General features: G+C 25.4%; 33 protein-coding genes. All 33 read right to left on the reverse strand.

What is annotated here, in order from left to right:
* Nucleotides 1-25 precede the first annotated feature (25 nt).
* A complete protein-coding gene (locus ACYUDJ_RS20145; protein WP_460289973.1) occupies nt 26-577 on the reverse strand; it encodes a hypothetical protein in 552 nt (183 codons plus the stop codon).
* Nucleotides 578-596: 19 nt separating this feature from the next.
* Entirely contained in the window at nt 597-959 is a 363-nt protein-coding gene (locus ACYUDJ_RS20150; RefSeq protein ID WP_460289974.1) for a hypothetical protein, read from the reverse strand.
* A gap of 63 nt (nt 960-1,022) precedes the next feature.
* Nucleotides 1,023-1,229 carry a hypothetical protein gene (locus ACYUDJ_RS20155; protein ID WP_460289975.1) on the reverse strand — a complete coding sequence of 69 codons (207 nt, stop codon included), beginning with the start codon at nt 1,227-1,229 and terminating at the stop codon, nt 1,023-1,025.
* Between the two features lie 15 nt (nt 1,230-1,244).
* Nucleotides 1,245-1,643 (reverse strand): hypothetical protein, encoded by a 399-nt coding sequence (locus ACYUDJ_RS20160; protein WP_460289977.1) that lies wholly within the window; start codon nt 1,641-1,643, stop codon nt 1,245-1,247.
* A 64-nt stretch (nt 1,644-1,707) separates the two neighbouring features.
* A complete protein-coding gene (locus ACYUDJ_RS20165; RefSeq protein WP_460289978.1) occupies nt 1,708-2,022 on the reverse strand; it encodes a hypothetical protein in 315 nt (104 codons plus the stop codon).
* 54 nt (nt 2,023-2,076) lie between these two features.
* Nucleotides 2,077-2,532: a hypothetical protein gene (locus ACYUDJ_RS20170; RefSeq protein ID WP_460289979.1), complete on the reverse strand. Its 456-nt coding sequence runs from the start codon at nt 2,530-2,532 to the stop codon at nt 2,077-2,079.
* 28 nt (nt 2,533-2,560) lie between these two features.
* Complete coding sequence (locus ACYUDJ_RS20175) at nt 2,561-2,758, reverse strand: hypothetical protein (protein ID WP_460289980.1); 198 nt, start codon at nt 2,756-2,758, stop codon at nt 2,561-2,563.
* A gap of 47 nt (nt 2,759-2,805) precedes the next feature.
* On the reverse strand, nt 2,806-2,958 hold the full coding sequence (locus ACYUDJ_RS20180) for a hypothetical protein (protein WP_460289981.1): 153 nt from the start codon (nt 2,956-2,958) through the stop codon (nt 2,806-2,808).
* 52 nt (nt 2,959-3,010) lie between these two features.
* Nucleotides 3,011-3,166, reverse strand: coding sequence for a hypothetical protein (locus ACYUDJ_RS20185; protein ID WP_460289982.1), 156 nt, complete (start codon nt 3,164-3,166; stop codon nt 3,011-3,013).
* Between the two features lie 63 nt (nt 3,167-3,229).
* Entirely contained in the window at nt 3,230-3,433 is a 204-nt protein-coding gene (locus ACYUDJ_RS20190; RefSeq protein WP_460289983.1) for a hypothetical protein, read from the reverse strand.
* A gap of 45 nt (nt 3,434-3,478) precedes the next feature.
* Nucleotides 3,479-3,697, reverse strand: a complete 219-nt coding sequence (locus tag ACYUDJ_RS20195; RefSeq protein WP_460289984.1) for a hypothetical protein — start codon at nt 3,695-3,697, stop codon at nt 3,479-3,481.
* Between the two features lie 11 nt (nt 3,698-3,708).
* On the reverse strand, nt 3,709-3,939 hold the full coding sequence (locus ACYUDJ_RS20200) for a hypothetical protein (protein ID WP_460289985.1): 231 nt from the start codon (nt 3,937-3,939) through the stop codon (nt 3,709-3,711).
* A gap of 45 nt (nt 3,940-3,984) precedes the next feature.
* Nucleotides 3,985-4,323, reverse strand: coding sequence for a hypothetical protein (locus ACYUDJ_RS20205; protein ID WP_460289986.1), 339 nt, complete (start codon nt 4,321-4,323; stop codon nt 3,985-3,987).
* A gap of 54 nt (nt 4,324-4,377) precedes the next feature.
* On the reverse strand, nt 4,378-5,082 hold the full coding sequence (locus tag ACYUDJ_RS20210; RefSeq protein WP_460289987.1) for a dCTP deaminase/dUTPase family protein: 705 nt from the start codon (nt 5,080-5,082) through the stop codon (nt 4,378-4,380).
* Between the two features lie 119 nt (nt 5,083-5,201).
* The gene (locus ACYUDJ_RS20215; protein WP_460289988.1) at nt 5,202-5,846 is read right to left on the reverse strand and encodes a formate/nitrite transporter family protein; all 645 of its coding nucleotides are present in this window, start codon (nt 5,844-5,846) and stop codon (nt 5,202-5,204) included.
* A gap of 4 nt (nt 5,847-5,850) precedes the next feature.
* Nucleotides 5,851-6,339, reverse strand: a complete 489-nt coding sequence (nrdG, locus tag ACYUDJ_RS20220) for an anaerobic ribonucleoside-triphosphate reductase activating protein (protein ID WP_030031837.1) — start codon at nt 6,337-6,339, stop codon at nt 5,851-5,853.
* Nucleotides 6,332-8,512 carry an anaerobic ribonucleoside-triphosphate reductase gene (gene nrdD, locus ACYUDJ_RS20225; protein WP_030031835.1) on the reverse strand — a complete coding sequence of 727 codons (2,181 nt, stop codon included), beginning with the start codon at nt 8,510-8,512 and terminating at the stop codon, nt 6,332-6,334. Before nrdD ends, nrdG begins: the two co-directional genes overlap by 8 nt.
* 36 nt (nt 8,513-8,548) lie before the next feature.
* Nucleotides 8,549-8,734 (reverse strand): hypothetical protein, encoded by a 186-nt coding sequence (locus ACYUDJ_RS20230; protein ID WP_460289989.1) that lies wholly within the window; start codon nt 8,732-8,734, stop codon nt 8,549-8,551.
* 52 nt (nt 8,735-8,786) lie between these two features.
* Nucleotides 8,787-9,071 carry a hypothetical protein gene (locus ACYUDJ_RS20235; RefSeq protein WP_460289990.1) on the reverse strand — a complete coding sequence of 95 codons (285 nt, stop codon included), beginning with the start codon at nt 9,069-9,071 and terminating at the stop codon, nt 8,787-8,789.
* Between the two features lies 1 nt (nt 9,072).
* The gene (locus ACYUDJ_RS20240; RefSeq protein WP_460289991.1) at nt 9,073-9,288 is read right to left on the reverse strand and encodes a hypothetical protein; all 216 of its coding nucleotides are present in this window, start codon (nt 9,286-9,288) and stop codon (nt 9,073-9,075) included.
* Between the two features lie 18 nt (nt 9,289-9,306).
* Nucleotides 9,307-9,741, reverse strand: a complete 435-nt coding sequence (locus tag ACYUDJ_RS20245; protein ID WP_460289992.1) for a DUF7448 domain-containing protein — start codon at nt 9,739-9,741, stop codon at nt 9,307-9,309.
* A gap of 37 nt (nt 9,742-9,778) precedes the next feature.
* Nucleotides 9,779-10,609 carry a hypothetical protein gene (locus ACYUDJ_RS20250; protein WP_460289993.1) on the reverse strand — a complete coding sequence of 277 codons (831 nt, stop codon included), beginning with the start codon at nt 10,607-10,609 and terminating at the stop codon, nt 9,779-9,781.
* A gap of 70 nt (nt 10,610-10,679) precedes the next feature.
* Complete coding sequence (locus tag ACYUDJ_RS20255; protein ID WP_460289994.1) at nt 10,680-11,072, reverse strand: hypothetical protein; 393 nt, start codon at nt 11,070-11,072, stop codon at nt 10,680-10,682.
* Nucleotides 11,073-11,099: 27 nt separating this feature from the next.
* On the reverse strand, nt 11,100-11,693 hold the full coding sequence (locus ACYUDJ_RS20260; RefSeq protein ID WP_460289995.1) for a 3D domain-containing protein: 594 nt from the start codon (nt 11,691-11,693) through the stop codon (nt 11,100-11,102).
* 21 nt (nt 11,694-11,714) lie between these two features.
* Entirely contained in the window at nt 11,715-12,056 is a 342-nt protein-coding gene (locus tag ACYUDJ_RS20265) for a hypothetical protein (RefSeq protein WP_460289996.1), read from the reverse strand.
* Nucleotides 12,057-12,130: 74 nt separating this feature from the next.
* Complete coding sequence (locus ACYUDJ_RS20270) at nt 12,131-12,418, reverse strand: hypothetical protein (RefSeq protein ID WP_460289997.1); 288 nt, start codon at nt 12,416-12,418, stop codon at nt 12,131-12,133.
* A 52-nt stretch (nt 12,419-12,470) separates the two neighbouring features.
* Nucleotides 12,471-13,079 (reverse strand): hypothetical protein, encoded by a 609-nt coding sequence (locus ACYUDJ_RS20275; protein WP_460289998.1) that lies wholly within the window; start codon nt 13,077-13,079, stop codon nt 12,471-12,473.
* Nucleotides 13,080-13,388: 309 nt separating this feature from the next.
* Complete coding sequence (locus ACYUDJ_RS20280) at nt 13,389-13,853, reverse strand: hypothetical protein (protein ID WP_163279369.1); 465 nt, start codon at nt 13,851-13,853, stop codon at nt 13,389-13,391.
* A 341-nt stretch (nt 13,854-14,194) separates the two neighbouring features.
* The gene (gene rnhA, locus ACYUDJ_RS20285; protein ID WP_460289999.1) at nt 14,195-14,830 is read right to left on the reverse strand and encodes a ribonuclease HI; all 636 of its coding nucleotides are present in this window, start codon (nt 14,828-14,830) and stop codon (nt 14,195-14,197) included.
* Nucleotides 14,831-14,912: 82 nt separating this feature from the next.
* Complete coding sequence (locus tag ACYUDJ_RS20290) at nt 14,913-17,183, reverse strand: AAA family ATPase (RefSeq protein ID WP_460290000.1); 2,271 nt, start codon at nt 17,181-17,183, stop codon at nt 14,913-14,915.
* 13 nt (nt 17,184-17,196) lie between these two features.
* On the reverse strand, nt 17,197-20,397 hold the full coding sequence (dnaE, locus tag ACYUDJ_RS20295) for a DNA polymerase III subunit alpha (protein ID WP_460290001.1): 3,201 nt from the start codon (nt 20,395-20,397) through the stop codon (nt 17,197-17,199).
* Nucleotides 20,398-20,411: 14 nt separating this feature from the next.
* Entirely contained in the window at nt 20,412-22,133 is a 1,722-nt protein-coding gene (locus tag ACYUDJ_RS20300; RefSeq protein WP_460290002.1) for a DHH family phosphoesterase, read from the reverse strand.
* On the reverse strand, nt 22,130-23,200 hold the full coding sequence (locus ACYUDJ_RS20305; RefSeq protein WP_460290003.1) for a toprim domain-containing protein: 1,071 nt from the start codon (nt 23,198-23,200) through the stop codon (nt 22,130-22,132). Before ACYUDJ_RS20305 ends, ACYUDJ_RS20300 begins: the two co-directional genes overlap by 4 nt.
* Nucleotides 23,201-23,205 lie beyond the last annotated feature (5 nt).

Consider the following 23,205-nt stretch of genomic DNA (forward strand, 5'->3'; position numbering starts at 1 on the left):
CCCCTATAATAACTTTATGTTATTATTAAAGATTTTTCCAATCTGTGTTCATAAGTATTTCATAAAGTCTTTCCACTTGTGGACTTCTCCATGCTGTCATGGCATATGGATGAGGATTTTTATAATGATAACTATTTGACTTAATATGTCCTTTGCATTCTCTCAAAGTTAGAAACATTGTATCTGGTACAATTTCTGCTCTGTTTCTATAACTACAAATTGAGAATTTGCCATAATCATATTCTTCTAAAAATTCTGTTATTGTTGAGATATCATCACTGAAATATTCTTTCCCATCTTCGCAAATTATTTCAATAAAACCATTATCATATTCGCATTTTGTAACCATATCAAATTCTTGTTTAACCCACTCTGTTATTCCCTCTAATTCACCTTCAAATACACTTTCTGCTACATCTTTATCATAAATACAAACACCATCAATATCATCATCTACCCAATAATCTTTCACAGTTTGCATAACAACCCAAAATCTTGGATTGGCTTGACCAACAGTATCTTGAGTTAACATTTCATGTTGTAATTGTTTTAGAAATTCTTTATCTTCTTCTTTCATTATTTTCTATGTCCTCCTATTACTTAATTTTAAATGGGATATAGTTGTCACTTAAACCATTTGTTGATAAAATACATTCTAACTCTAATTTTGCATTAATAAATTTTCTATATTTTTCAAGTATTTTTAGTCCTTCTTCTATTAATATTTCTTTAAATTCATCTTCGCAACCATAATCTCCCTCATACATTATTCCATCTTCATCTACACCTAATTCTATAGAAAAATTTTCTTTTGATTTTGGATGAGATACATATATTAACATTCCTCCATATGTTTCATAATGATGTGTGGATTCTAAATTTATTTTGCAAGTTTTGTTATACTCAATTAATTCATTAAATGATATATTCATATCAAAATTTTTGGACACTTTATACATTTTATCCCTCCTGTATTTATTAAATTATTTTATATTATAAAATTGAACTTTTATCATATTCTTTTAAATGATTATTTCTTTTATTTTTTGTATAGTTTTGTCAATCATTCGATTTCTACTTAATTCCCATTTCTTTTTGTCTTCATCATATGGAAATTTATCATTCAATTCACCATAGTTGACCCAAGTTTTTTTATCTTCTAGCAGATATCCGTATTTTTGTCCTTCTAACCATTTAATTAATTCAATGAATTTTTGATTATCATTCATAGAGTATCTCCTTCTTTAACTTTGCAATATTTTTCTAAAGTCATAAATAAAAGACTCAAGTTTTCGCTTATTAAATTGATATAGTTTATTACTTTCTAGACTAGGTCTTTGTACTCGTATACTGTTGGGATATATGGATATAAAACCGTTGTTATCTAATTTTCTATCATAGTATTCTTCATAATCAGAACCAAAACTATTACATTCTTTAGGTGTTACATTGCTCCATGATTCATTTGAAATAGTTTCAATGTAGTTTAATAACTCTTTAAATATATTGGGTTCAAAATTCAAGAAAAATGTATATTTATTCTTTGGCACTTCTTTTAATTCTAAGATTATAGCTGAGGTTCTATGCATAACAATTAATTCTAGCCCATCTATTGTTTTAAAACCCTTTTTATTTACTTTCATACTGTTCCTTCCTTTGTATTATATTTTTGTATTGCGAATCAACTATTTCGCTTTTATTTTAATATCATCTAACCCCTATTTCATTTATTGAATTTTGAACATCTGCTTTTGTTAATGGACTTATGTACCATTTAACATTAGAACTAAACGGTATATAATCTTGACAAACCCATTTATAAGGTATTAATCCCTTTCTTGGTGTTGTCCAAAAATTCAAATCATAATAACCGTTAATATTCTTTACACATATTAACAACATATGCTCATAAAAATGAGTCTTTTTTTCAGGTTCAGCATGTCTTATTTCAAATATTAATTCTTTATTAGTCCTTAGCAATCTCATTGCTTGGTCTATTGTATAAAATTTATCGTCTTGCATATTAATGTTCTCCTTCCTATGATATCTTTCTTCATAATATAATCAAAATACGAATTACAGTTCATTATAAACTTTATTGCTAATATATTTATCTAATATAAACTCAACTCCCTGTTTACTTAACCAAAAATATATACAATCATATCTATCAGGTTCTTTGGTACTTTTAATTGCAAGACCCTTTTTCACAAGATCATTCCACTCTTCATTTTTATAACTTGTAAAAAAATAATTTCTATAAGGTTTCTTTTTATAATTTAATCCTATACAATGCCTCATAATATCCTTTTGGTTCTCTGTAACTTCTATCCATAAATTCTTATATAATTCTTTAAATTGATTCATTCTGATGTTAGTATTTATTTTAGGATATCTATCTTGTAAATATCCCAAGTCAGCGTGGTCAACTGATTTTGATGGTGATGTCCAATGACTTCCATATTCTCTATTAGCAATAATCAAATAGATATTATATCCTCTATTCCTATTTCTAACTTTTTCTAATCTCATATTTTGCCTCCTTTTTTTGAATTGTGTATTAACTTCTATAGCATTTTTCATATTGATCACATTTTTTGCAGCTTTCTTCGTTTTCAAAAACACACATTTCTGACCAGCCACAATCACAATGGAATGGAGGATAAACAAAACCTACTCCATTATTTATACCTTCTGAATAAACCTTTTCCCCACATTTGGGACATATATCTTCTGCTACTGGGTCATATATACTCATAAAATATTCTCCTCTCAATTAAGTTGCATTTTCTTTATATTGCGATATTAATTTCTCTTAAATCCATACTTATTAATAAGCATATTCCATATACTTTTACGTATACTTGTAGCTTTTTTCTTAGCCTTATAAAAACTTATATTATTTATTTTCATTTCTAACTTTGCTAACCTAATAATATACCTTTGATAGTTATTCATGTAATAACTCCCTACTTCTCATATATTTGCATTGCAAACCAGTCATCAATTTTTATCTGTATAAATGACGTTCCATTTTATCTTTTTCGTCATTATCCCATTTTTCCTGTAAGAGCCTATCATGTTCTTTTTTTATTTCATCCTCAGTTAAAATCCCATTTTTAATTAATAAACTTTTTATAGCCTTTATTTCATATTCTTGTATCATTCAAATTCCTCCTTGTTATTACACAATAATTTCAGATTGCTTACTATATATTTGAATTACGAATTAATTCTCATTTATTGTTTCTAAATCTCTTTGTGCATATATTACGTTTTTTTTGCATTTTGAACATGTTTCTATTAAATCTTCTGTGCCATAATCAATCCAACCATAACAGTAATATACAGGTTTCCCGTTGTCATCATGATATTCAATACTTGGTTTGCCTTTTCTCTTAACTTCACCGTTTTCAACTGCTTTACAACTCATTTTTCAACTTCCTTTCTTAATGACATAATAATTTCATAATATGTATTAATCCCATTTTAATTTTATATTATCTAACAACAAATTTGCTTCTAATTTAGATAAAGTTTTGTATGTAACTTTATTTGTTTTATGATTAAACACTCTGATTTCTATATCACTTTTAACATCTTTAGCATACTGATAACAGTCATTTTTATCTTTGCAATTTGATGTACATATTCCTTTACATCTAATGCCTTTTAAATATATCTCTTTAGTAACCATATGTTACCTCCTTATTTTTCAAATAAATAATAAGCTTTTTTAAACTTTAATGCTTCTTCTAATGATATTCCAGCTTGCCTTGCTGAGTTTTCTACTGCAAAAATATCTGATATAGGTAAATGTATATAAGAATCCATAAATTGTAATGCTTGTTTTGGTTTTATTCCTACTTCTAAAGCTGTCTTCTCTACTTTCCAATAATGTTTATTTTCTTTTAAATTTGCTAACTCATTGTTATTCAATTTATCTCACCCCTTTTGTTATTAAATTGTTTTATAATAAAATAGTTATTTTAAATCATTTAATTTTCTTTCTTTTATTATGTTTAGTATCTTTTCTCTCATGTTTCTTTTTAATTTATTGTCCTCCCCTGTGGTAAATGGAAATAAACATTCATATAATTCATTTACAGTAAACTCATTGTCATAACTATGTATTTCCCAGTCTTCTGAAAATGGCAGGTCTTTTATATTATATCTTTCTCTGTATATATATCTATTTGGATAATTTTGATTCGGATTCCTTGCAATTGTAATAGTATTTTTATTTTGATTTATAGAATCACTTAAGTACTCATGGTTTACTTTTATGCCTGTTAATTTATGAATATAATATATATTAGTCATGATAAATCTCTCCTTTTTAACTTCTTAAGTAAGGAATGAATTTAATCATTCCTGTTACTTATCTGTACTTCCAAATCCGCCGTTCCTAACATCTCCTGTGTAATCATCACCATCTGCTAGTAGATATTTGCTAAATATTAATTGGCACATTCCTTGTCCTTTTTTTATTTCTAATGTTTTATGACCTTCATTTCTTAATTTAACGAATATATGACCTTCGTTATCTGAATCATAATAGTCGGCATCAATTACACCTTGTGTATTTGCTAATCTTAAATAATATTTAAAACCATGTCCACTTCTAGGTAAAGCTCCTAATTTTTCATTATCTAACATATAGGTTCTTATTCCTGTAGGTATTTTTATTTCTTCATTTGGTTCTAATTTAATATCTATTGGAGCAAAGCAATCATATCCTGCTGATTTAGATGTACTTCTCTTAGGAATCTTTATATCCTCATATATAACATTAAATCCTTCAAAATCTTTATTAAATTGATTTTTTGATATCTTTTCAAATCCTCTAACTTTATCAATGATTTGTATTATTGATTTTGATTTTGACATAAAATCTATAATTTCCTTATGTATACTAAAATCATTTCTTTTTGCTATTACTTTATTTTCTTTTATATTAAAAATATAACCTATATTAATAATAACTTCGTTTTTATACTCATCTTGTATATTAAATATTTCTCCTTTTTTAAAATCTACACCTTGTATTTTCACATTGTCTAAAAATAATAATTTTTTCATTAAACATCTTTCCTCTCTTTTTAAAAAATTACTTGTAAGGAATGTTTGTCCAAACCTTACAAGTATTATATTACCAAATTATTTTATATTAGTCAAGTATTTATTTTGACTTTATTAAATTATTTTATATTATGTAGTAACTTGTCTATTAATCCTACTAAATAGCCTCCAACAAAGTTACCTATAATTATAACACTTATTTTAATAATAGTACATTTATTCCACATTTGACCACATGAAATATAAAACATATCAGCTATACTATGTTCAAATCCACAAAATACAAAAACAACTACTGGAATTAAAATTGATATTGTCTTATCTACTAAATATTTTTGTCTTAAAGATAATAAAACCCCATACCCTACTAACACTCCACAGAAAACTGCTAATATAAATAGACTAATATTTGTATCTGTAACTTTTAATTGAACTAATTTATATGCTTTAGCTTGTAAAACTATATTTAATCTTGTTAAGTTGCATACATAAGCTGTTATATATGCTCCTATAAAATTTCCTATCAATGATTGTAAAATTAATAAAATATGTTCTTTTTTATTTTGAGCAAATGGCAACAGTGGATTTAATCTAGTGTATAATAAGTTGCTAAAATTCATAACTAGAAATAATCCTATAACAAATAATGTGCTTCCTACAAGTTTATTATCAGTTAAAAGATAGGATATACACCCTATAGAAATGTATATCCCAACCATTACTGAATTTAAAAGATTTAACAATGTTTGTTTAAGCTTATTCATATAATTAATAATCTATTCCTTTCTTATAAATTCTTTGATTTGATGTTGCCAATTTAATTCCATATTGTATATTATTATTTGTTTTTAATCTTTCATTGTAAGTACCACATTTAATATAATCGACATAATTTAGAATACTATTATAATTTTGTTTCACATAATCTAAATCATATCCCGTATAAATCCAAATTTTTATATTCTTAAACTCATTTTTAATCATTTCAGAAAAATTCAAAACATCTTTTATATTTACTTCATTTAAAGGATCTCCCCCACTGAAAACAATTGCATCATAATGTTTTATATTTTTTCTTAAATGATTAAAAATCTTGTTTTTTATGTTGTTGTCGAAATCTTTCCCGTTGTCGCTACTCCAAGTAGAAGGGTTATGACACCCTTCGCATTTATGTGAGCAGCCTGATAAAAAAATAGTTATAGAATATCCATTTGCATTAGCATCATCAAAATAAGCTATATTCATATATTTACTCATAAATATTCAACTCTCTTCTGTTAACCTCATCTTGTTTTCCAAGATTCATATGTTTCTTATCTGTAGTAAGATATCCTGTTACTATTGCTAAATTTTCTACATTTTCACTTCCACAATGTTCACATTTATTCATAAAAGCACCTATTGAATAACCACAATCCATACAAGTTGCAATTGGATGTGAAATTCTTATATATGGTATATCTTTTTCTAGAGCATAATCTATAGCTTTTGTAATAGCTTTTTCATTATAATTTGCACCATCAACTTCTATGTGGAATATGTTTCCGCCATTTGCATATTTAGCAAACCTACTTTCCACATCTATTTTCTTAAATACTGGCACACCTAATTCAACAGGGCAATGATGTGAATTTGTAATATATTCTTTATCAGATACTCCTTCTATTATTCCAAATTGTTTTCTAATTCCCTGCAACGCTTGTTCTGAATATCCCTCACTAGGTGATGCATAAGTTACAAAATTTAGCCCTTCTTCCTGTACACATTTATCACAATAGTCTCTAATTGTTTTTACTATTTTTACTCCTAAATTTTCGGACTCTTTATTTTCACAATGATAATATCCTGTTAGTGCTTTTACACATTCTGCTACTCCAATATACCCTATTGCCAAAGAATTATTTCTTAAAGCCTTTTCTGTTTTTGTTGTACATTTATCCGCATCCATTATTGTTTGATTTCCATACATAAAAGGTGCTACAGATGGTTTTTGTTTTTTCATAATATCATATCTAATTAATAAACTTCTTTTAGCACAATCTAATATTCCATTTAGTCTATCAAAGAATTTGTCTACATTTCCATCACATTCTAACGCTAAATAAGGTAAATTAATGGAAACTGGTAAATTATTTCCTCTGCCTAACTTGTTATAATTTTGTTTAAATATATTAAAGCCTGTCATTGTGCGGCATCCCATGATATTCATTTCTTCTTCCCAGCAACTAGCTTTATTTCCACTCCAATCACAATTAACTATTGTAGGATATAATCTTTTATGTAACACTTTTTGTGCTAACATTCTTAAATTATAATATTTATCATTAGGGAATCTGTTAACCCCTTTCTTTACTTGAAAACAAGTGATTGGAAATATAGCAGTTCTGTTACGTTTTCCAATACCTTTATATAATTCTTTTAAAAACCCCTCTATAATATAAGCACTCTCTTCCTCGTTTTCCCAATCAATTAATCCTAAATTTATACTAGAAAAAGGCAATTGATGTCCACTTCTTGATTGTAAAGTAACTAAATTTGTTATTAATGCTTGATGTGCCTGCTCTACAGATTTATCTATTAGTTTTTTAGCCTTTAGATATTTGTCTCCTAATAATTCTCTTGCCTCTAAAAAAGATAACTCTTTTGGCACTTCAATGTTTAAATCTAATATATCTACTACTTTTGATACTTCTTTTGCTATAGTTTTCTTTAAAAAAGGTATCATATAGATTGAAAAATTCATTAAACCACAACCACCAAATTGGTCAAGGGATTGAGTTTGTATAATTACAGCTAATAATTGGCAAGCTGACTGATAAGAATTCGCAGGTTTAGTATCTCCTTGCCTTGTACTAAAACCATTATGTAATAATTTAGGATAATCAAGCAATAAACAATTATGCATTCCTAATACTGTTTTTGGATAGTCATGTTGTTTTAATATAGTTTTATCATTTAACTCCACTATATCTTTGGGTAATGTATTGTTAGCCATATTTTTTTCAATTGTTTCTACTATTCTAAGTTCTTTTCCTCCAAAATTATTTTCATCAATATTGGCATTGCTATTTTCCGTAGATGTCGTTTCTATTATTTCATTTTTTAATTTTAATGTATAATTAGATATTCTTATTCTCTCTCTTTTTTCTCTATACTCTTTATATGATTTTGCTATTAATTTATCAGCATTGTATAATTCATCAATTATAATATCTTGTATTTCTTCTATATGTATATTATCTGTATATGACGTTTTAATTCGAGCTTGAATTTTATCTACCAAAACATCTAACCATAAATGGTTATTACTCTTATCATCTACTATATTTTTATTTGTACAAACTTCATCAGTAGCTCTTTGTATTGCTGTTTTAATTCTGTTTTTATCAAAATCTTTTATTCTTCCATCTCTTTTTATTACTTTTACCATGTAATTCCTTCTTTCTTTTTAATAAATTATTTTATTTTAGTCTTTCCATGTATTTTTAAATGCTTCCTCACCTTCTTTCACAAGTTTATCATATTTATTTTTATTAATTTTAAATCTTTTATTATCTATATTTTGCATTACATATTCATTGTTATTAATAATATAGAGTAAATCCATACCTATATGACTTAGCATGAATTCATCATCATAGTTTACTTTCATAGCATACCTTCCAATATATTAAATTATATTACATTGCTTTAAAATCAACCTTTTATAAATTATATTCATCTATAAATTGAACTTTTTCATTAAAATCTTGTATATTTGTATTACATATTAATATTATTGTAAGTTGGTAATCAACAAAATCAATATCTCTTTTAATAATATAGTCATTAAAGTCAAATAAAATATAACCATCTTCTGTCTTATCAATTTCAAATAATGTTTTATTATATTTAATTTTAAACTCCTGTATAATTTTAAAAAATATTTCCTCGCATTCTTTTCTATTTTTGGTGTCTATTGTTTTCGTACAAATAAATTTATTTATCATTTTAAACATTCTCCTCCTTTAATCCTCTATAATGAGTTTTTATAATATCAAATATTCCTTTAATTTGATATTCCCAAGCTTTTAGATTATCACCTTGTATTTGCGGGAATATTACTTTAAATTCTTCTATGTATTCTTCTGGAGTCATATCACAACCTTTTTTGATTTTAGAAGTTATATCTACTTCTATTTTGTATAATAAATCATCAGTGAACACATTAATCACTCCTTATAATTATTTAACTTGTATAAAATCAACAAATTCAGAATAGCATCCATTTGATGTACCATACCATCTTATTGTAACATGTCCTTTTACTGTAGATATTTTATAAAATGTCCATGTGAAACTATCATTATTTTCTTCTTCTTCATATTTAGGATTATCATAATTTGTTGATTCTTCAGCAATCAATATAGGTGAATTTATTAAATCATTTAAATCTCCACAAATATCTTCCAAACTTACATCTTCACAACATTCTGATTCATGATACATTTTATAAATTTCTCCAGTTTTACAATAAAAATAAATTTCATAATCAGATATTATTTTTATATCTATTATTATTTTTTCTTTTAGAACATCTATCTCAACTTCCTTATTCATTTCTTCTGGTTCTTCAAAATTAGATAAATCGTCAAAATCTAAATAAAATTTATCATTCAATTATATAACCTTCTCCTTTCTGTCATCTTTTATTAAATTATTTTAGCCTATTTTCTAATTCCTCTAATAATTCTTCGTTTGTATAATCTGATAGTTGCTTTGGTGGATTTAGATTAAATAATTCTTCAAAAGTTATTATTTTATAACTATCTTCCATGTAAAAATTTTTTTTACCGTATTGAATTCCACCTAAACTCATGCAAAAACAAGTATTATTTTTATAATTATCATATTCATATATCTCACTTTCAAAAATATTACATCCACTATTCCATGTTATATCATTGTTATTTAAATATTTAAAAAATAATTCTTCTTCTTTCTTAGTTTTACAGTTGACAGCCATTTGAACATTAACAAATTCATTCCACAACCCTTCATTAATTTTGAATTCATTTTCTTCATCATCTATTTCTTTTCCATTTGCCCTAGCATAAGCAATTTTAAAGCCTTCATGTTTATCAAACTTATCATTAGAATGACATTTTGCTATTCCTTTTTTGCCATTTTCTAATATAACTATTGTCGTTCTACCATTTATTATATGTTTAATATTTTCAACTTTATTCTGCTTAGTTTTTTCTAAAACAACTTTAAGATTGTAGCCTTTAAACTCTTCTCCGTTTTTTAAATCTTTATAAGATTTTATTTTTTTAACATTAAATTCATATATTCCTTTTTTATTTGTACCCCATATCCCCATAATATCACCTCTAGGTGTACATACTACTGTTTGATGCCCATTATTTAATGATACAGTATCTCCTGTTAATAACAATTTACCATTTATATCTGTTAATGGTGTTTCTATTCCTATAGGATATTTATTACAACTATCTTGTATATAACCTTTTATGTATTTACTCATTTAAACTCCCTCTTCCCATTATTTATTAAATTATTGTTAATTATAAGCTTTGTTTAAAATCCATATTTCATTATAATATGGGGTCTATATACCATTCTCCTTCTGCAATGACCTTTCTCATAAATCCATCTGAACAATCTCCACTGAAACCATTGTGAAGAATTTCTTTTAATGTATGGTATTTAGTAAAAAATGGGTCATTCTCTACTAAATAATGTTTTACTTTAACCTTCTTGTCAGTATTTAATACAACTTTGAAATCTACAGGCTTTTTAATTATTTCCCATGATTCATTCGTTTTTAAATCTACATTGCTAGTTTCTTCTCCAAATTCATAAAACTTTATATAACCATTCTTATTTTTAACCGTCAATCCACTCTGATTTTTAAATTCTAAGTATGGATTTTCTGTTATTTCCATAATCATTCTCCATAGTAAGTATGTATGTTTATCGTTGCACATAATTAACCCCTCCTATAGGATGTTATATTATTTGATTACTTTTGCCTTAGTCCATTTCACTCCTAGATTGCTTATATATTCATCACTAGCATCTGGTATAAATATATCTACAACAAAAGTATTATTTCCTATGAAATGTATTGCTCCACCTCTATCTTGATTTTCAACTACTCCTAATCCTTCTATATATAATTTTGTTCCAAATGGAAACTCTTGAGGTAAAGCACAATCTCCTCTTGAAAGTCTTCTATTATTCGCCCCGATTCCATCGGTCTTCTGACAATCTGAATAGCTACTTGTATAATAAGTAACTTTTACATCATACCAATGTTCTTCTCTCTTGCGTTTCTCTTCTAATTCTTTCTGTTTTCTAATCTGCTCTTGTCTCTTTTTTTCTTTCTCTAACTTAATTTTTTTCTGTCTTTCTTCTTCTTTATGTTTTTCAATCTTATCTAAAATCTTATGATATTTATTTTGATTCTCTATTATGTATTTGATTGATTTTTTATTTCTTTCTTCCTCAATTAATTGTTTGTTTCTTTTATCTAAATTACAAGTTACTAATATACTCGATGTTAAAGTTAATAATACAATTAACTTAGTTATTTCTTTTGATTTCAAATAATCATTCCCTCCTATTTTCTAATCATCATCCTTCCATCCACAATTAGGACATTTCCTAGAACTTATTAATTGATTACATTCTGTGCCAAAGTGTTCAAGTCTTTCAGTATCTCTCTTTGTTATTACAATTAATTCCTCATTGCATTTCGGACATCTGCCATTATTAAAATTGTAATCTTCTATTTCTGTTTCCATGCGTTGTAATATTTGTTTTAATACTTCTACTTTATTTTCTTGTATCATATTTAAAGAATCTGATACAAATTCATGCAATAAATTTAATCCATCATCTTCTAAATACATTTCTGAGTTATAAAAGATGTCTTTAAACTCATTAAAATAAATACTTCCTTTGTTCATGCTTACCAACCTTTCTATTTAATCTTAACAAATTGTTTTATATTAGTCAAGTTTATATATTAATATTTTTTAAATTATTTTAAGTTTGCATAAACACTATGTATAGTCTTAGGATTCTTATAATTTTTATGTAAATCTAATCTTTGACTTTTGATTAATTCTCTAAAGGGCTTACAAAAATATTTATTATTATCATCCTGATAACAACAATCTTCATCTATATCATGTTCTATTATTTCTCCTATTCTTCTATCTTCCCAAAGAAAATTACTAAGTTGGTTTACTTCTTCTTTAGATTTACATAATATGTATAATGTTAACTGTTTTTCATTTTTCCCTGTTGTCTCAAATATTTTATTCATTGTTTTTCACCTATCCTTTTTTATATATCATTTAAATTATTTTATATTACAATCATTTCTTCCAAAACTTCCATTTGAACCTTCTCTTATTCTTTTTATTATTAAAATAATTATTTTGTAAAATTTCTAATTCTGATTTTAATACATCATTAGTTTCTATTCGTTTTTTTAGTACATCATTTTCTTGTTTTATAACATTACAATAACTTTCCATATCTGCTTGCCCTCCAAGATAACCTAGAAACCATAAAGCAGTGCATATGAAATTATCATCACATATTTTTAGTTCTGATGTCAGTATTTTATCTCCATTTTTATATTTTTTATTTCCTATTAATTGAACAATAATTTCTACTTTATTTAAAGTTTCTTGATTACTTATATTCCCATAAATTTTATTATCTATGATTGCTAAAGGTTGACCTTCACCTAAGTCACAATCCGTTTGACATATATAATATTCATACTCAAATAAATCACTGTAATAACCTTCGTAGCTACTTTTAGGATTAAATAAATCTATTTCTGCATCATCTTCTTTTTCTAACTTATTTAATTGTTCCGTCAATTGATTAAACCATTTTCTATCTTTTGTTTCTAAAGCTATATTTATCATATCTTTAAGAAATTTTTTATCTTGAATATCTGAGATTTTAATCACCTTCTTAAAATATATAAAAGAATCATTTTATCAAATTATTTTATACATTTCATTCCTAAATTTAAAATATTAAGAATAAGACTATTTATAAGTAATGAATATACCCAAAAATGTGCTTTATTGATATTCTTTTTTCGAGAATATGTAATCCATTTAAAAAAGCTAAATGACCAACTTAAAACTGTCAACATAAATAATATTAATAAAAATATTTTCATATTTTTCACTCCTTTCGCAACAAAATTATATTATTAAATTGTTCTAAGTTTAAATAATACTCCAATTTTACTCTATATAGTATGGTTGCTTTTATAATTGTGCAACCATACTACCAGAAAAACTAACAATATTATTAGTTTTTAAATCACATAGTTTTATCTTCTTTAAAAGTTGTCCTCCGTTTTTAGGTTCATTGGGAATATAATCTTCTAATACCCTATATTTATTTCCATATATATCAGTAACAATTTCATCTTTTTTATAGCTTGTCTTATTTATTACTTTTAATATATATGCTTCAATTTCATTATCAAGTAAATTATCCTTTGAATATATTTTATATTTCAATTTACTTTCTTCATAATCATAAAAAAGTTCTATATAATCTGTATCTCCGACTAGAACACATTCAAAATTTCTATTATCTGCATTCATTTCTCCCATTTTTGATAATTCTAATTTATAATTATTAATCAGACTATTAATCATCTTCAAAAATATATTTGGACTATCTTGTATATTGTTAAACTCTTTCAAATCAATTTCTTTTTCCATACGCTCAATCTCCTTTTAGTATTTAAAATAAACATTAATATGGTAATATATATAATACTAACAAATATAAGTAATAAATGTCAAACCGTTTCCCTATAAATTATGTTCTTTTTATTAATTTGTATATAATTATTTCATTATGACATAAATTAAGTTTCCATAAAATTCTTATTTTATAGCAATTATGACCTCTGCAACCGTTGGTATCACTAGGCTGTAGAAACGATATTTTTAAATTTTAGTCATTTTCATTAAAACGCTCATATATTGATTTTAAATTTATTTTTATATTTTTTAGATTTTTTTCATTTCTGTTTAATATATAGGCTTGTATATAAAATTTATTTATCTAATTCATCATTAATATTTTTTATTGCTAAATCAATGCTTTGTATAGCATCTTCTATGTATCCTTCTATATTTAATTCTTCTAATTTCTTTCTATTAGACCTTAAACTCTCTAAAATAGTTTGTAATTTTATATTCTTATCTATATCAACTGTTTCCTTATTTTCTAATTCATCCATAGCAATGTTCGCTAATTCATCTGCACGTTCATTTAATTCCTCGCCACTATGTCCTTTGCATTTATTAAAAGTTACATTGTTAAATTGCTTTGTTAATGCTAATATTTGTTGCCATAGCTCTTTATTTTCAACAGGTTTCTTTTTAGAATTTATCCAATTCTTTTTAATCCAACCACTTATCCAGCTATTCATGCCATTAACTAAATAAGCACTATCTGAATAAATTTCGATTTTGCATTTATGTCTTACATTTTCTTTAATTGCTTCTAAAGATTTGATACAAGCTGTCAACTCCATTTGATTATTAGTTGTGTTGATTTTGTTTCCATATATCTCTTTCTTCTTGTCTGTATCATTTTGAGTTAAAATAGCACCCCAACCGCCTATATTATCTCTCTTTTGATTTCCTCTACAGCCACCATCGCAATATACTATAATTGTATTCTTCATTAATTCATCACCCTTTCCTTAGATTGCAGGTTTTATTTTTCTTTAACCTGTAATAGTATTTTATCAAATTATTTTATATTTGTCAAATAGTTATTGTATTTTCTTTTAACATTTCTTTTAGAAAAGTTCTTTTATTATTAACACTAATATGACTAATAGCATATCTAATAGCACCATTTTCTCCAACTAAAGCACACAAATCTTCTGCTCTAGTTATTGCAGTATATAACAGCTCTGCTGTTAATAACTTAAATGCACTATAATCAATTCCAACTATACATACTTTTGCAGAAGAACCTTGTAATTTATGTACTGTAATTGCATATGCTAATTCTATACCTTTTAATGCTTTCCCTTTTATTTTTATATCTCCTCTACTATTGAATCTCACAATTATATATTTTTTTCTTTTATTTATTTTTATCACCTTACCTATATCTCCATTGAATATATCTACTCTTTCTCCATTCATATCTCTTGTTTTATAATTATTTTCAATATTTATTACTTTGTCATTTACCCCAATTTTATATATTTTATCTTTAGCATACTTTATTTCTATAAATGATTTGCTTTTTAAATTGTTATATATATTTTGCATTTTATTATTAAGTTCGTAAGTACATATTTTACCCCTAGTTTTCATAGGTACAATTACTTGCAAATCCATTATATCATCAACCATTTCAAGCTTATTTTTAAAATGTTCTATAATCTTATGTTGAATAATTGTTTTATCTAGAGTAATATCTAATTCTAAATCTTGTAGTTGACCTAAGATTGTTTTTCCCTCGAAATCTTTATCAAATAATTGTTTTTTATTTCTTATGTCTATTGATTTACTAATAATGGCACTAGCTTTAGCTTGTCTATGTATAGTTGTTAATTTAACTATAGGTATAGCATTTGAATGTAATAAATCATAAAAAACATTACAAGCACCTATACTATCTAATTGTCCATGATCTCCTAATATTACTACTTTTGTATTATTAGAAATTGCTTTTAACAAATTTAAAAACAAATCTCCACCTATCATAGAGCTTTCATCAATAATAATAACATCTGTCAACAAAGGATTTTTTGAGTTGTAAGTGAATCCCTTTTTAGGAATGAATCCTAATGTTTTATGTATTGTATTACTTTCAAGACCACTTATTTCATTCATTCTTTGTGCTGCTCTTCCTGCTAAAGCACACTGTATTATTTTATATAATCTTAATATTTCTGCAACAGCATTTACAATTGTACTTTTCCCTGTTCCTGCCAAGCCTGTTACTAGAGTAATGTTATTATCTAATATAGTTTTTATACCTTTTTTCTGTTCCTCTGTATATTCCCATCCTTGCTTTTTTTCTTGTTTTTGAACAATTTCTAACCAGTTATCATATTTAAATTTATCTTTATTATTTTGACTTTTCAATCTGACTATTTCATTAAAAATAGATTCTTCTAATTTTTTATACTTCATTAAAGCTATCTTTGTTTTTGAATCGTTCCACCATATAATATTTGACTTTTTTAATTCTGTCATTGCTGTTCCAAATAGTTTTTTATTTATTCCCTTTAAATTTTCTTGTACTGCAATTAATAATTCTTTATATAAAATATATGATTTTCCATTTTTCCCGTTATCATTTAAAAAATATTTTATAAATGCTTTAATTCTTCGTATATCGTTTGATTTCATACCTTTTTTCAACGCTATTTCATCTGCCTTTTTAAATCCTATACCATTTACCTCATCAGCTATAATATATATATTATTTTTTATTTTATCAATTAGTATATCTGTACTGCCATAAGCTTCGATTAATTTATCCATCATATTTTTACTTAATCCCAAATCATATAATTCTATATATGCTTTGCTATAGTCCTTAGATTCGTTATACTTTTCAATAATATTTTCTGCTACAGTTTCTCCTATCCCTTTAACACTACACAATTTATCTACATCTTCATTGTTTATGATTTCTATAGGATTGTCAAATACTTCAAATATATTCTCTAATTGTTTTTCTGTTAAAATTTGTGATAAAAACTTCTTTTGGTCGCTAACTGTAGTTAATTCTACATATTCACTAAAATATATTAGATTATATTGTACACCATAATCTGTATTTTCTTCTGTTGCTACAATCATATATTCTTTATCATTATCTATTTCACAGACATTTCCTTTTATTGTAATTGTATTCCATTTTGACATTTGTGGTGTACCTTCAATTTGCTCTGTTATATTTACAGATAATATCGCAAAATCGCCATTACATATTTCTTCATTGTTTTTAGGAAAGAATTGTCTGTTTAATTTAACTTTACATTTTATAACTTCTTCTTCATTATTCAATTTTTCACTCTCCTTAACTTAGTTCTTGCAAATCCACATCTGATTTCCATTGTTCAAATGTTTTAATTTCTGCTACAAATAATTTATCTTCTTTCTTTTTATATTTTACTGATATAATATTTCCTTTTTTAATTAAGTCTTGATATATTTTGTATTGATTAGCCCAACACATACATTCTTCAACTCCAAATGCAGAATATACATGAATAAATGCATATTGTCTTTTATTTTTATCTTTCTTTTTTTGTATATCAGAAATAACTCCAACTAAAACTCCACTATCTTCATTTTGAATTTCATCAACAGGGATTAAGTATTTATATATCTTTTCAAAAGGATTATTTGATATAAAAATGGATAATGCCTCAAATTCCCACATTTTTTCATTTTTCATATGCTTTTCTTTAAATTTATTTAATGCTTTACATACTCTTTCTTTTTCTTCCTTATCAAACTTTTCTTTTTTCTTTAAATTATAAATTTCTAATTTTTCTTCTTTTGTTTTATATATGTTTGTATCTATATCCCATTTAGTTTGAAGTTCAAGTTTTGTAGGTAAAGTTTTAACCTCTTTAAATTGTTTTTCTTTTATTTTATATTTTGCATAATTAATTAAAAAAGATTTTTTATTTTTAGTAGGTATTGCTCCTGACTTAATTAAATTCACTATTTGACTTTCATTTAAATTAACTCTATTAATTAAATCCATAAATCCTTTAAATTGTCCATTCTTTCTCTCTTCTAATAAATTTATTACTACTTTATCCCCTATTGAATTGATTGCAGATAATCCAAACAGTATTTTGTCATCATGTACAGTAAATAATTCATCTGACTTATTAATATGTGGTGGTAGAACTTTTATTCCCATTTTACTACCATCTACAATAAATTTATTAATTTCTCCATTATCACCTTTTTTTAAATTTAACATTGAATTATAAAAATATACTGGATAATGTGCCTTTAAATATGCTGTTTGCAAACATAATACTGCATAGGCTGTACTATGAGATTTATTAAAAAGGTATCCTCCCTTGGTTTTCAACTCTTCACTTATAGTAATTGCTAATTCTTTCAAATAACCATTGTCTATTATTTCATTTTTTAATTTTGTTGCTTCTTCAATAACTACTTGCTTTTCCTTTTTCCCAATTGCTTTCCTAAATTTATCAGCCATTCCATAGGTTCTACCACCAAATCTTCTTACTATATCTAACAATTGTTCTTGATATATCATACAATTATATGTATTTTCTAATATTTGTTTCATATCATTATGTATGTATTTTACATTTTTAGGATTATGTTTATTGTTTATATAATCATCAATAAAGCCCATACTATCTGGTCTATATAATGCAATTAAGGCTGATAATTCTTCTAAATTTCTAGGTTGTAATCTAACTAATAAGTCTTTCATTCCTGCTGATGCAACTTGGAATACTCCTTGTGTATTAGCTTGGCATAATAAATTAAATGCTTCTTCATCATTTTCAAATTTTGGATTGTTTATATTAATATCGTCAAGAGTAATTCCTGCATCTTTAACAACTTGTTGTATTAAATTTAAGGTAGCTACACCCAATACATCAAATTTAACAATCCCAATACTTTCAATGATTTTTTTATCAACTTGTATAACATGTTCATTTTTACTTCCCAATTTCATTGCCATATAATCTGTAATTTTAGTATTAACTATACCAACACCTGCTGCATGAATCGAAACATGGCGTACTTTCCCTGATAAATGACTAGCTATATCAAATAATTCCTTAAAATCAGGATATTCTTGTTCAATTGTAGGATTGTTTTCCATACACTCTTCAAAAGTATCAAATGAAAATTTCTGTGCTATACTATCTATTATTTTATATGGTATCTTTAAAATTCTACCAACATCTCTTATCGCTACTGTTGGTGTAATATATGAAAAATTTATAATTTGACAAACCTTTTCTTCTCCATATTTATCAATTAAATAATTAATTACAATTTCTCTATCTCCTACATCTATATCTAAATCAGGTAATGATATACGTTCAGGATTTAAGAATCTTTCAAAGATTAAACCATATTTTATTGGGTCTATATCAGTTATTCCTATTAAATAACATACTATACTTCCTGCACCAGAACCTCTACCAGCACCTATAGCTATTCCTTTTCTTCTAGCAAAATTAATAAAGTCCCATACAATCAAGAAATATCCATCATAATCCATTTGATGAATTATTTCCATTTCATATTTTACTCTTTCTTTTCTTATTTTTATTTCTTCATTTGATAGTTCATTTATTTCTCTTTCCTTCCAGCCTTGCTCTATTAAATATAATAAATATTCATTATCTGTTTTAAATTCTTTTGGCAATGGAAATTTGGGTAATTGGGGTTCTTGAAATGGCATATTTACATCTTCTATTAAATCTGCTATTTTATCTGTATTTTGCAACCCTATGTTTACTGCTATGCTTCCTATTTGCTTATCCATTATATTATGTATTTCATCTTCTGTTTGCAAATAACAATCTTCATATATTTCTGATGCAGTATCAGTATCATGTGCAATTTGTACCAATCTTCCTTGATACTTTAAATCTTCTTTTGTGGCAGCATGACTATCTGTTGTTATTATATAAGGTGTATTTGTATCTTTTGATAACTTTAATATCTTTTTATTATATTCTTCTTGGTCTAATGCATTATGAGATTGCATTTCCAAATAAAAATATGGAAATATAGCTTTATATTCTTTTATATATTCTAAGCATTTATTGTAGTCACATTCTCTAGCTAATTTTGAAGCCAAACACGCAGATGACACTATTAAATCCTCTCCATATGGTGCTATCCTATCTATACTTATACGGGGTTTGTAATAAAAACCTTCAAACTCACTTTGTGTAATTATTTCATTTATTGCTTTTCTACCATTTTCATTTCTTGCTAATACAATCAAATGAAAATACTTATTATTTTTATCTTTCTCTTTCATATTAAAACATTCATACATTTCTACTCCGTATATCATTTTAACGTTTGGATATTTTTCTTTTAATTTATCAAAATATATCCAAGAATATTGATTGCCATGCTCTGTAATTGCAAATGCTTTTAATCCTATCTCATCTGCTTTCTTTAAGTAATCTTCTGGTGATGAATATCCATCTAACAAAGAATATTCACTATGATTATGTAAAGAACTTGCCATATTTACCCTCCTATTTATATATTCTTAATTTCAAAATCTTTAATTTTAATTTGTAAACTTTCTCTGCTATTATATGTATTAACTTCACAAGTTCCAATTATATCAATTATAGTCTTTTCACAATTACCATTTATCAAATTATTGTATGTTTCTTCATTTTCAAAAAATTTGATAAAATTAATGTCTTCTGTTGTAAATGAAATTGTATTTTTATTTTTACCTATCAATTTTATATTTTCTTTTTCAACATATACATTCTCAATATATATTAAAGATTCTTTTAATCCTTGTCCCCATAAATCCCTCATACCATCTACAATTAATATAAAATCATCTGTTAATTCGTCAAATGGTATTTTAAAATCTATTCCTTTTTTAAATCTAATATCTTTTAATTGATTATTTGCTTCCTTTATTAAACCACGTATATTGCTCTTGAATATTCTTATACCATGAGCATTATCATGTCCTTGAACATCTTTGATTAAATTTGTATGTTGTAAAAATTTTTTTAAACTTGGAATTTCATAACTATCTACGTTTCTTCCACTTCCTGCGAATAAGTCTTTTTTACTTTTTCTTAACATTAAACAAGGTCTATTATATATATTTGCTATATCCATAGCCATTAAGCCAGTCATATTTTCATCTATTTTATTTGTTGCATTGTATATAATAATTTTATTATTTTGCAAATTATACTTTTTAATATTTTCTATAATTTCTTTTCTATATTTTTCTTTCATTCTATTTTGTCTTGATTTTGAGTTTGTACAAATTCTAGCCATATGTTCATATAAATTTTCTTCTACAATATCCCCTTTTGTTTCTTTTTTTTTGCTTTTGTAAGTAAATTTTCTGTCTATATCTATGTTTGCAAAAGCTTCAAACAACATAATTTTATCTTCTTGTGTGCCACATCTTATAAGTGAATTAATACAAGGTGCTATATAAAATGCTATATTATTAATATTTACCTTTCCTCCCATAGAATAGCTTTGTTTATATATTAATTCCTTAAACATTTCATTTTTTATATTTCTTAACCCCTCGTCTATGTAATATTTAGTTTCACAACTTTTTATATCCATCATATCCGCTATGTTTCCTAATGCTACCAAATCTAAATAATCATCTGCAAAATCCTGCCATAACTCTTCATCTAAAGCTTGTAAAAATTTATATACTACACCCACACCACTCAAATCTTTATTATAATACTTCTCAGATAATTGATTATTAACAATAATGACATATTCGCTTTTAATATCACATATATGATGGTCTAATACTATTACATCAATATTTTTTTCTTTTAATTCTTTATGTTCTTCTATTTGATTACTCCCTGCATCAGGTATAATTACTAATTTTACTGTTTTAGGGATTGTTTTTAAGTCTACACCATGTCCCTTCCCTTTTTGCATATTATAATAAATAGTATTATCACAGCTTCTTTTTAAATAGTTATATAAAGCTGCTGAAGAAGTTATACCATCTGTATCATTGTCAACTTGGATATATATATCATTTCCTTCTTCAATATGCCTTAACAAACATTCTACTGCTTTATCTATATCATCTAAATTTTTATAACTATATGTATCATCTCTACTTAAATTTAAGTATTTATTAGGATTTTCCACCCCTTTTAATTTTAATATATCATTTAACAAATTATTTGATTTATAATCATTATTTTTATTTATCAATTCATATTTCTCTGCCAAGCTCATACGATTTCACTCCTTATAGTCAATCTATTATTATATAACTGATTAAATTTATCTATATCATCACATGGACTTTCTTTCTCACTTAAAATATTATTTTTTATATCTATTAAAGCACTTATTTTAATACCTTCTACAAATTGCTCTGCTTCTTTTTTATAAAAGCTCATATCTACACTTCCATCTTCTTTTCTACCCACATCTTGGTCATAAGCAAGTATTATTTCTTCTATTCCTAATCTAGTTAATTTAATTCTTTGCTGTTTACTTAATTTGTGTCCCCCTATTGCGACAGCATTAAAAATATTATTACTAATTAATTGTTGTACTCCTTTTTCTGGCTCTACTACTATAACTTTTTTTTGTTTCTTTATATATGGCATTGTAATATATAATCCGTATAGTATTTTATTCTTTGCACAAGGTTCTATATATAAATACTTGCATTCATCTTCGCAAATTTTATCTTTATATAGTCTACCTTTAACTCCAACTAGAGTTCCTAGTTCATCTCTAATTGGTATAGTAATTCTATTAGTTTGTAAATCATATCCTATCTCAAACATTTTTTGTACTTCATAACTTACTCCATCTTTTTTAAACATTTTATTTACATAAGGATAATAATAATTTAATATTTTTTCATTTATTGGTTTTAATTTATCATCTTCAATTTCACAATCTCCTGTTTTATTCATTTCTAATAGCATTTTTGTTAATTTTAAACTATCAGGAATTTCTTCATCCACATCTTTGTAATAATCTAACCCTAGAATATCACAAGCCCATTTTAAACTTTCTGTAAAATATATATCTTTAACAAAACATATTAACGATATTAAATCTGAATTTCCAAACTTATCTTCTATATTTCTCGTATATGCATCAACATTATAATATTCATTATCACAAAACACCACACAACTTTTATTATTATCTCCATCTGGAAAGCCACAAGTTATATATCTCCCATTGTCATGTTGTTTAATGTGGTGCATATCTAATTGCTCTAAAACATATTCAATCCTATTATTTTCATATATGTAATTTTTAATATCTTGTGCCTCCAAAATTA

It is taken from the genome of Clostridium sp. CTA-6 (assembly GCF_054768115.1).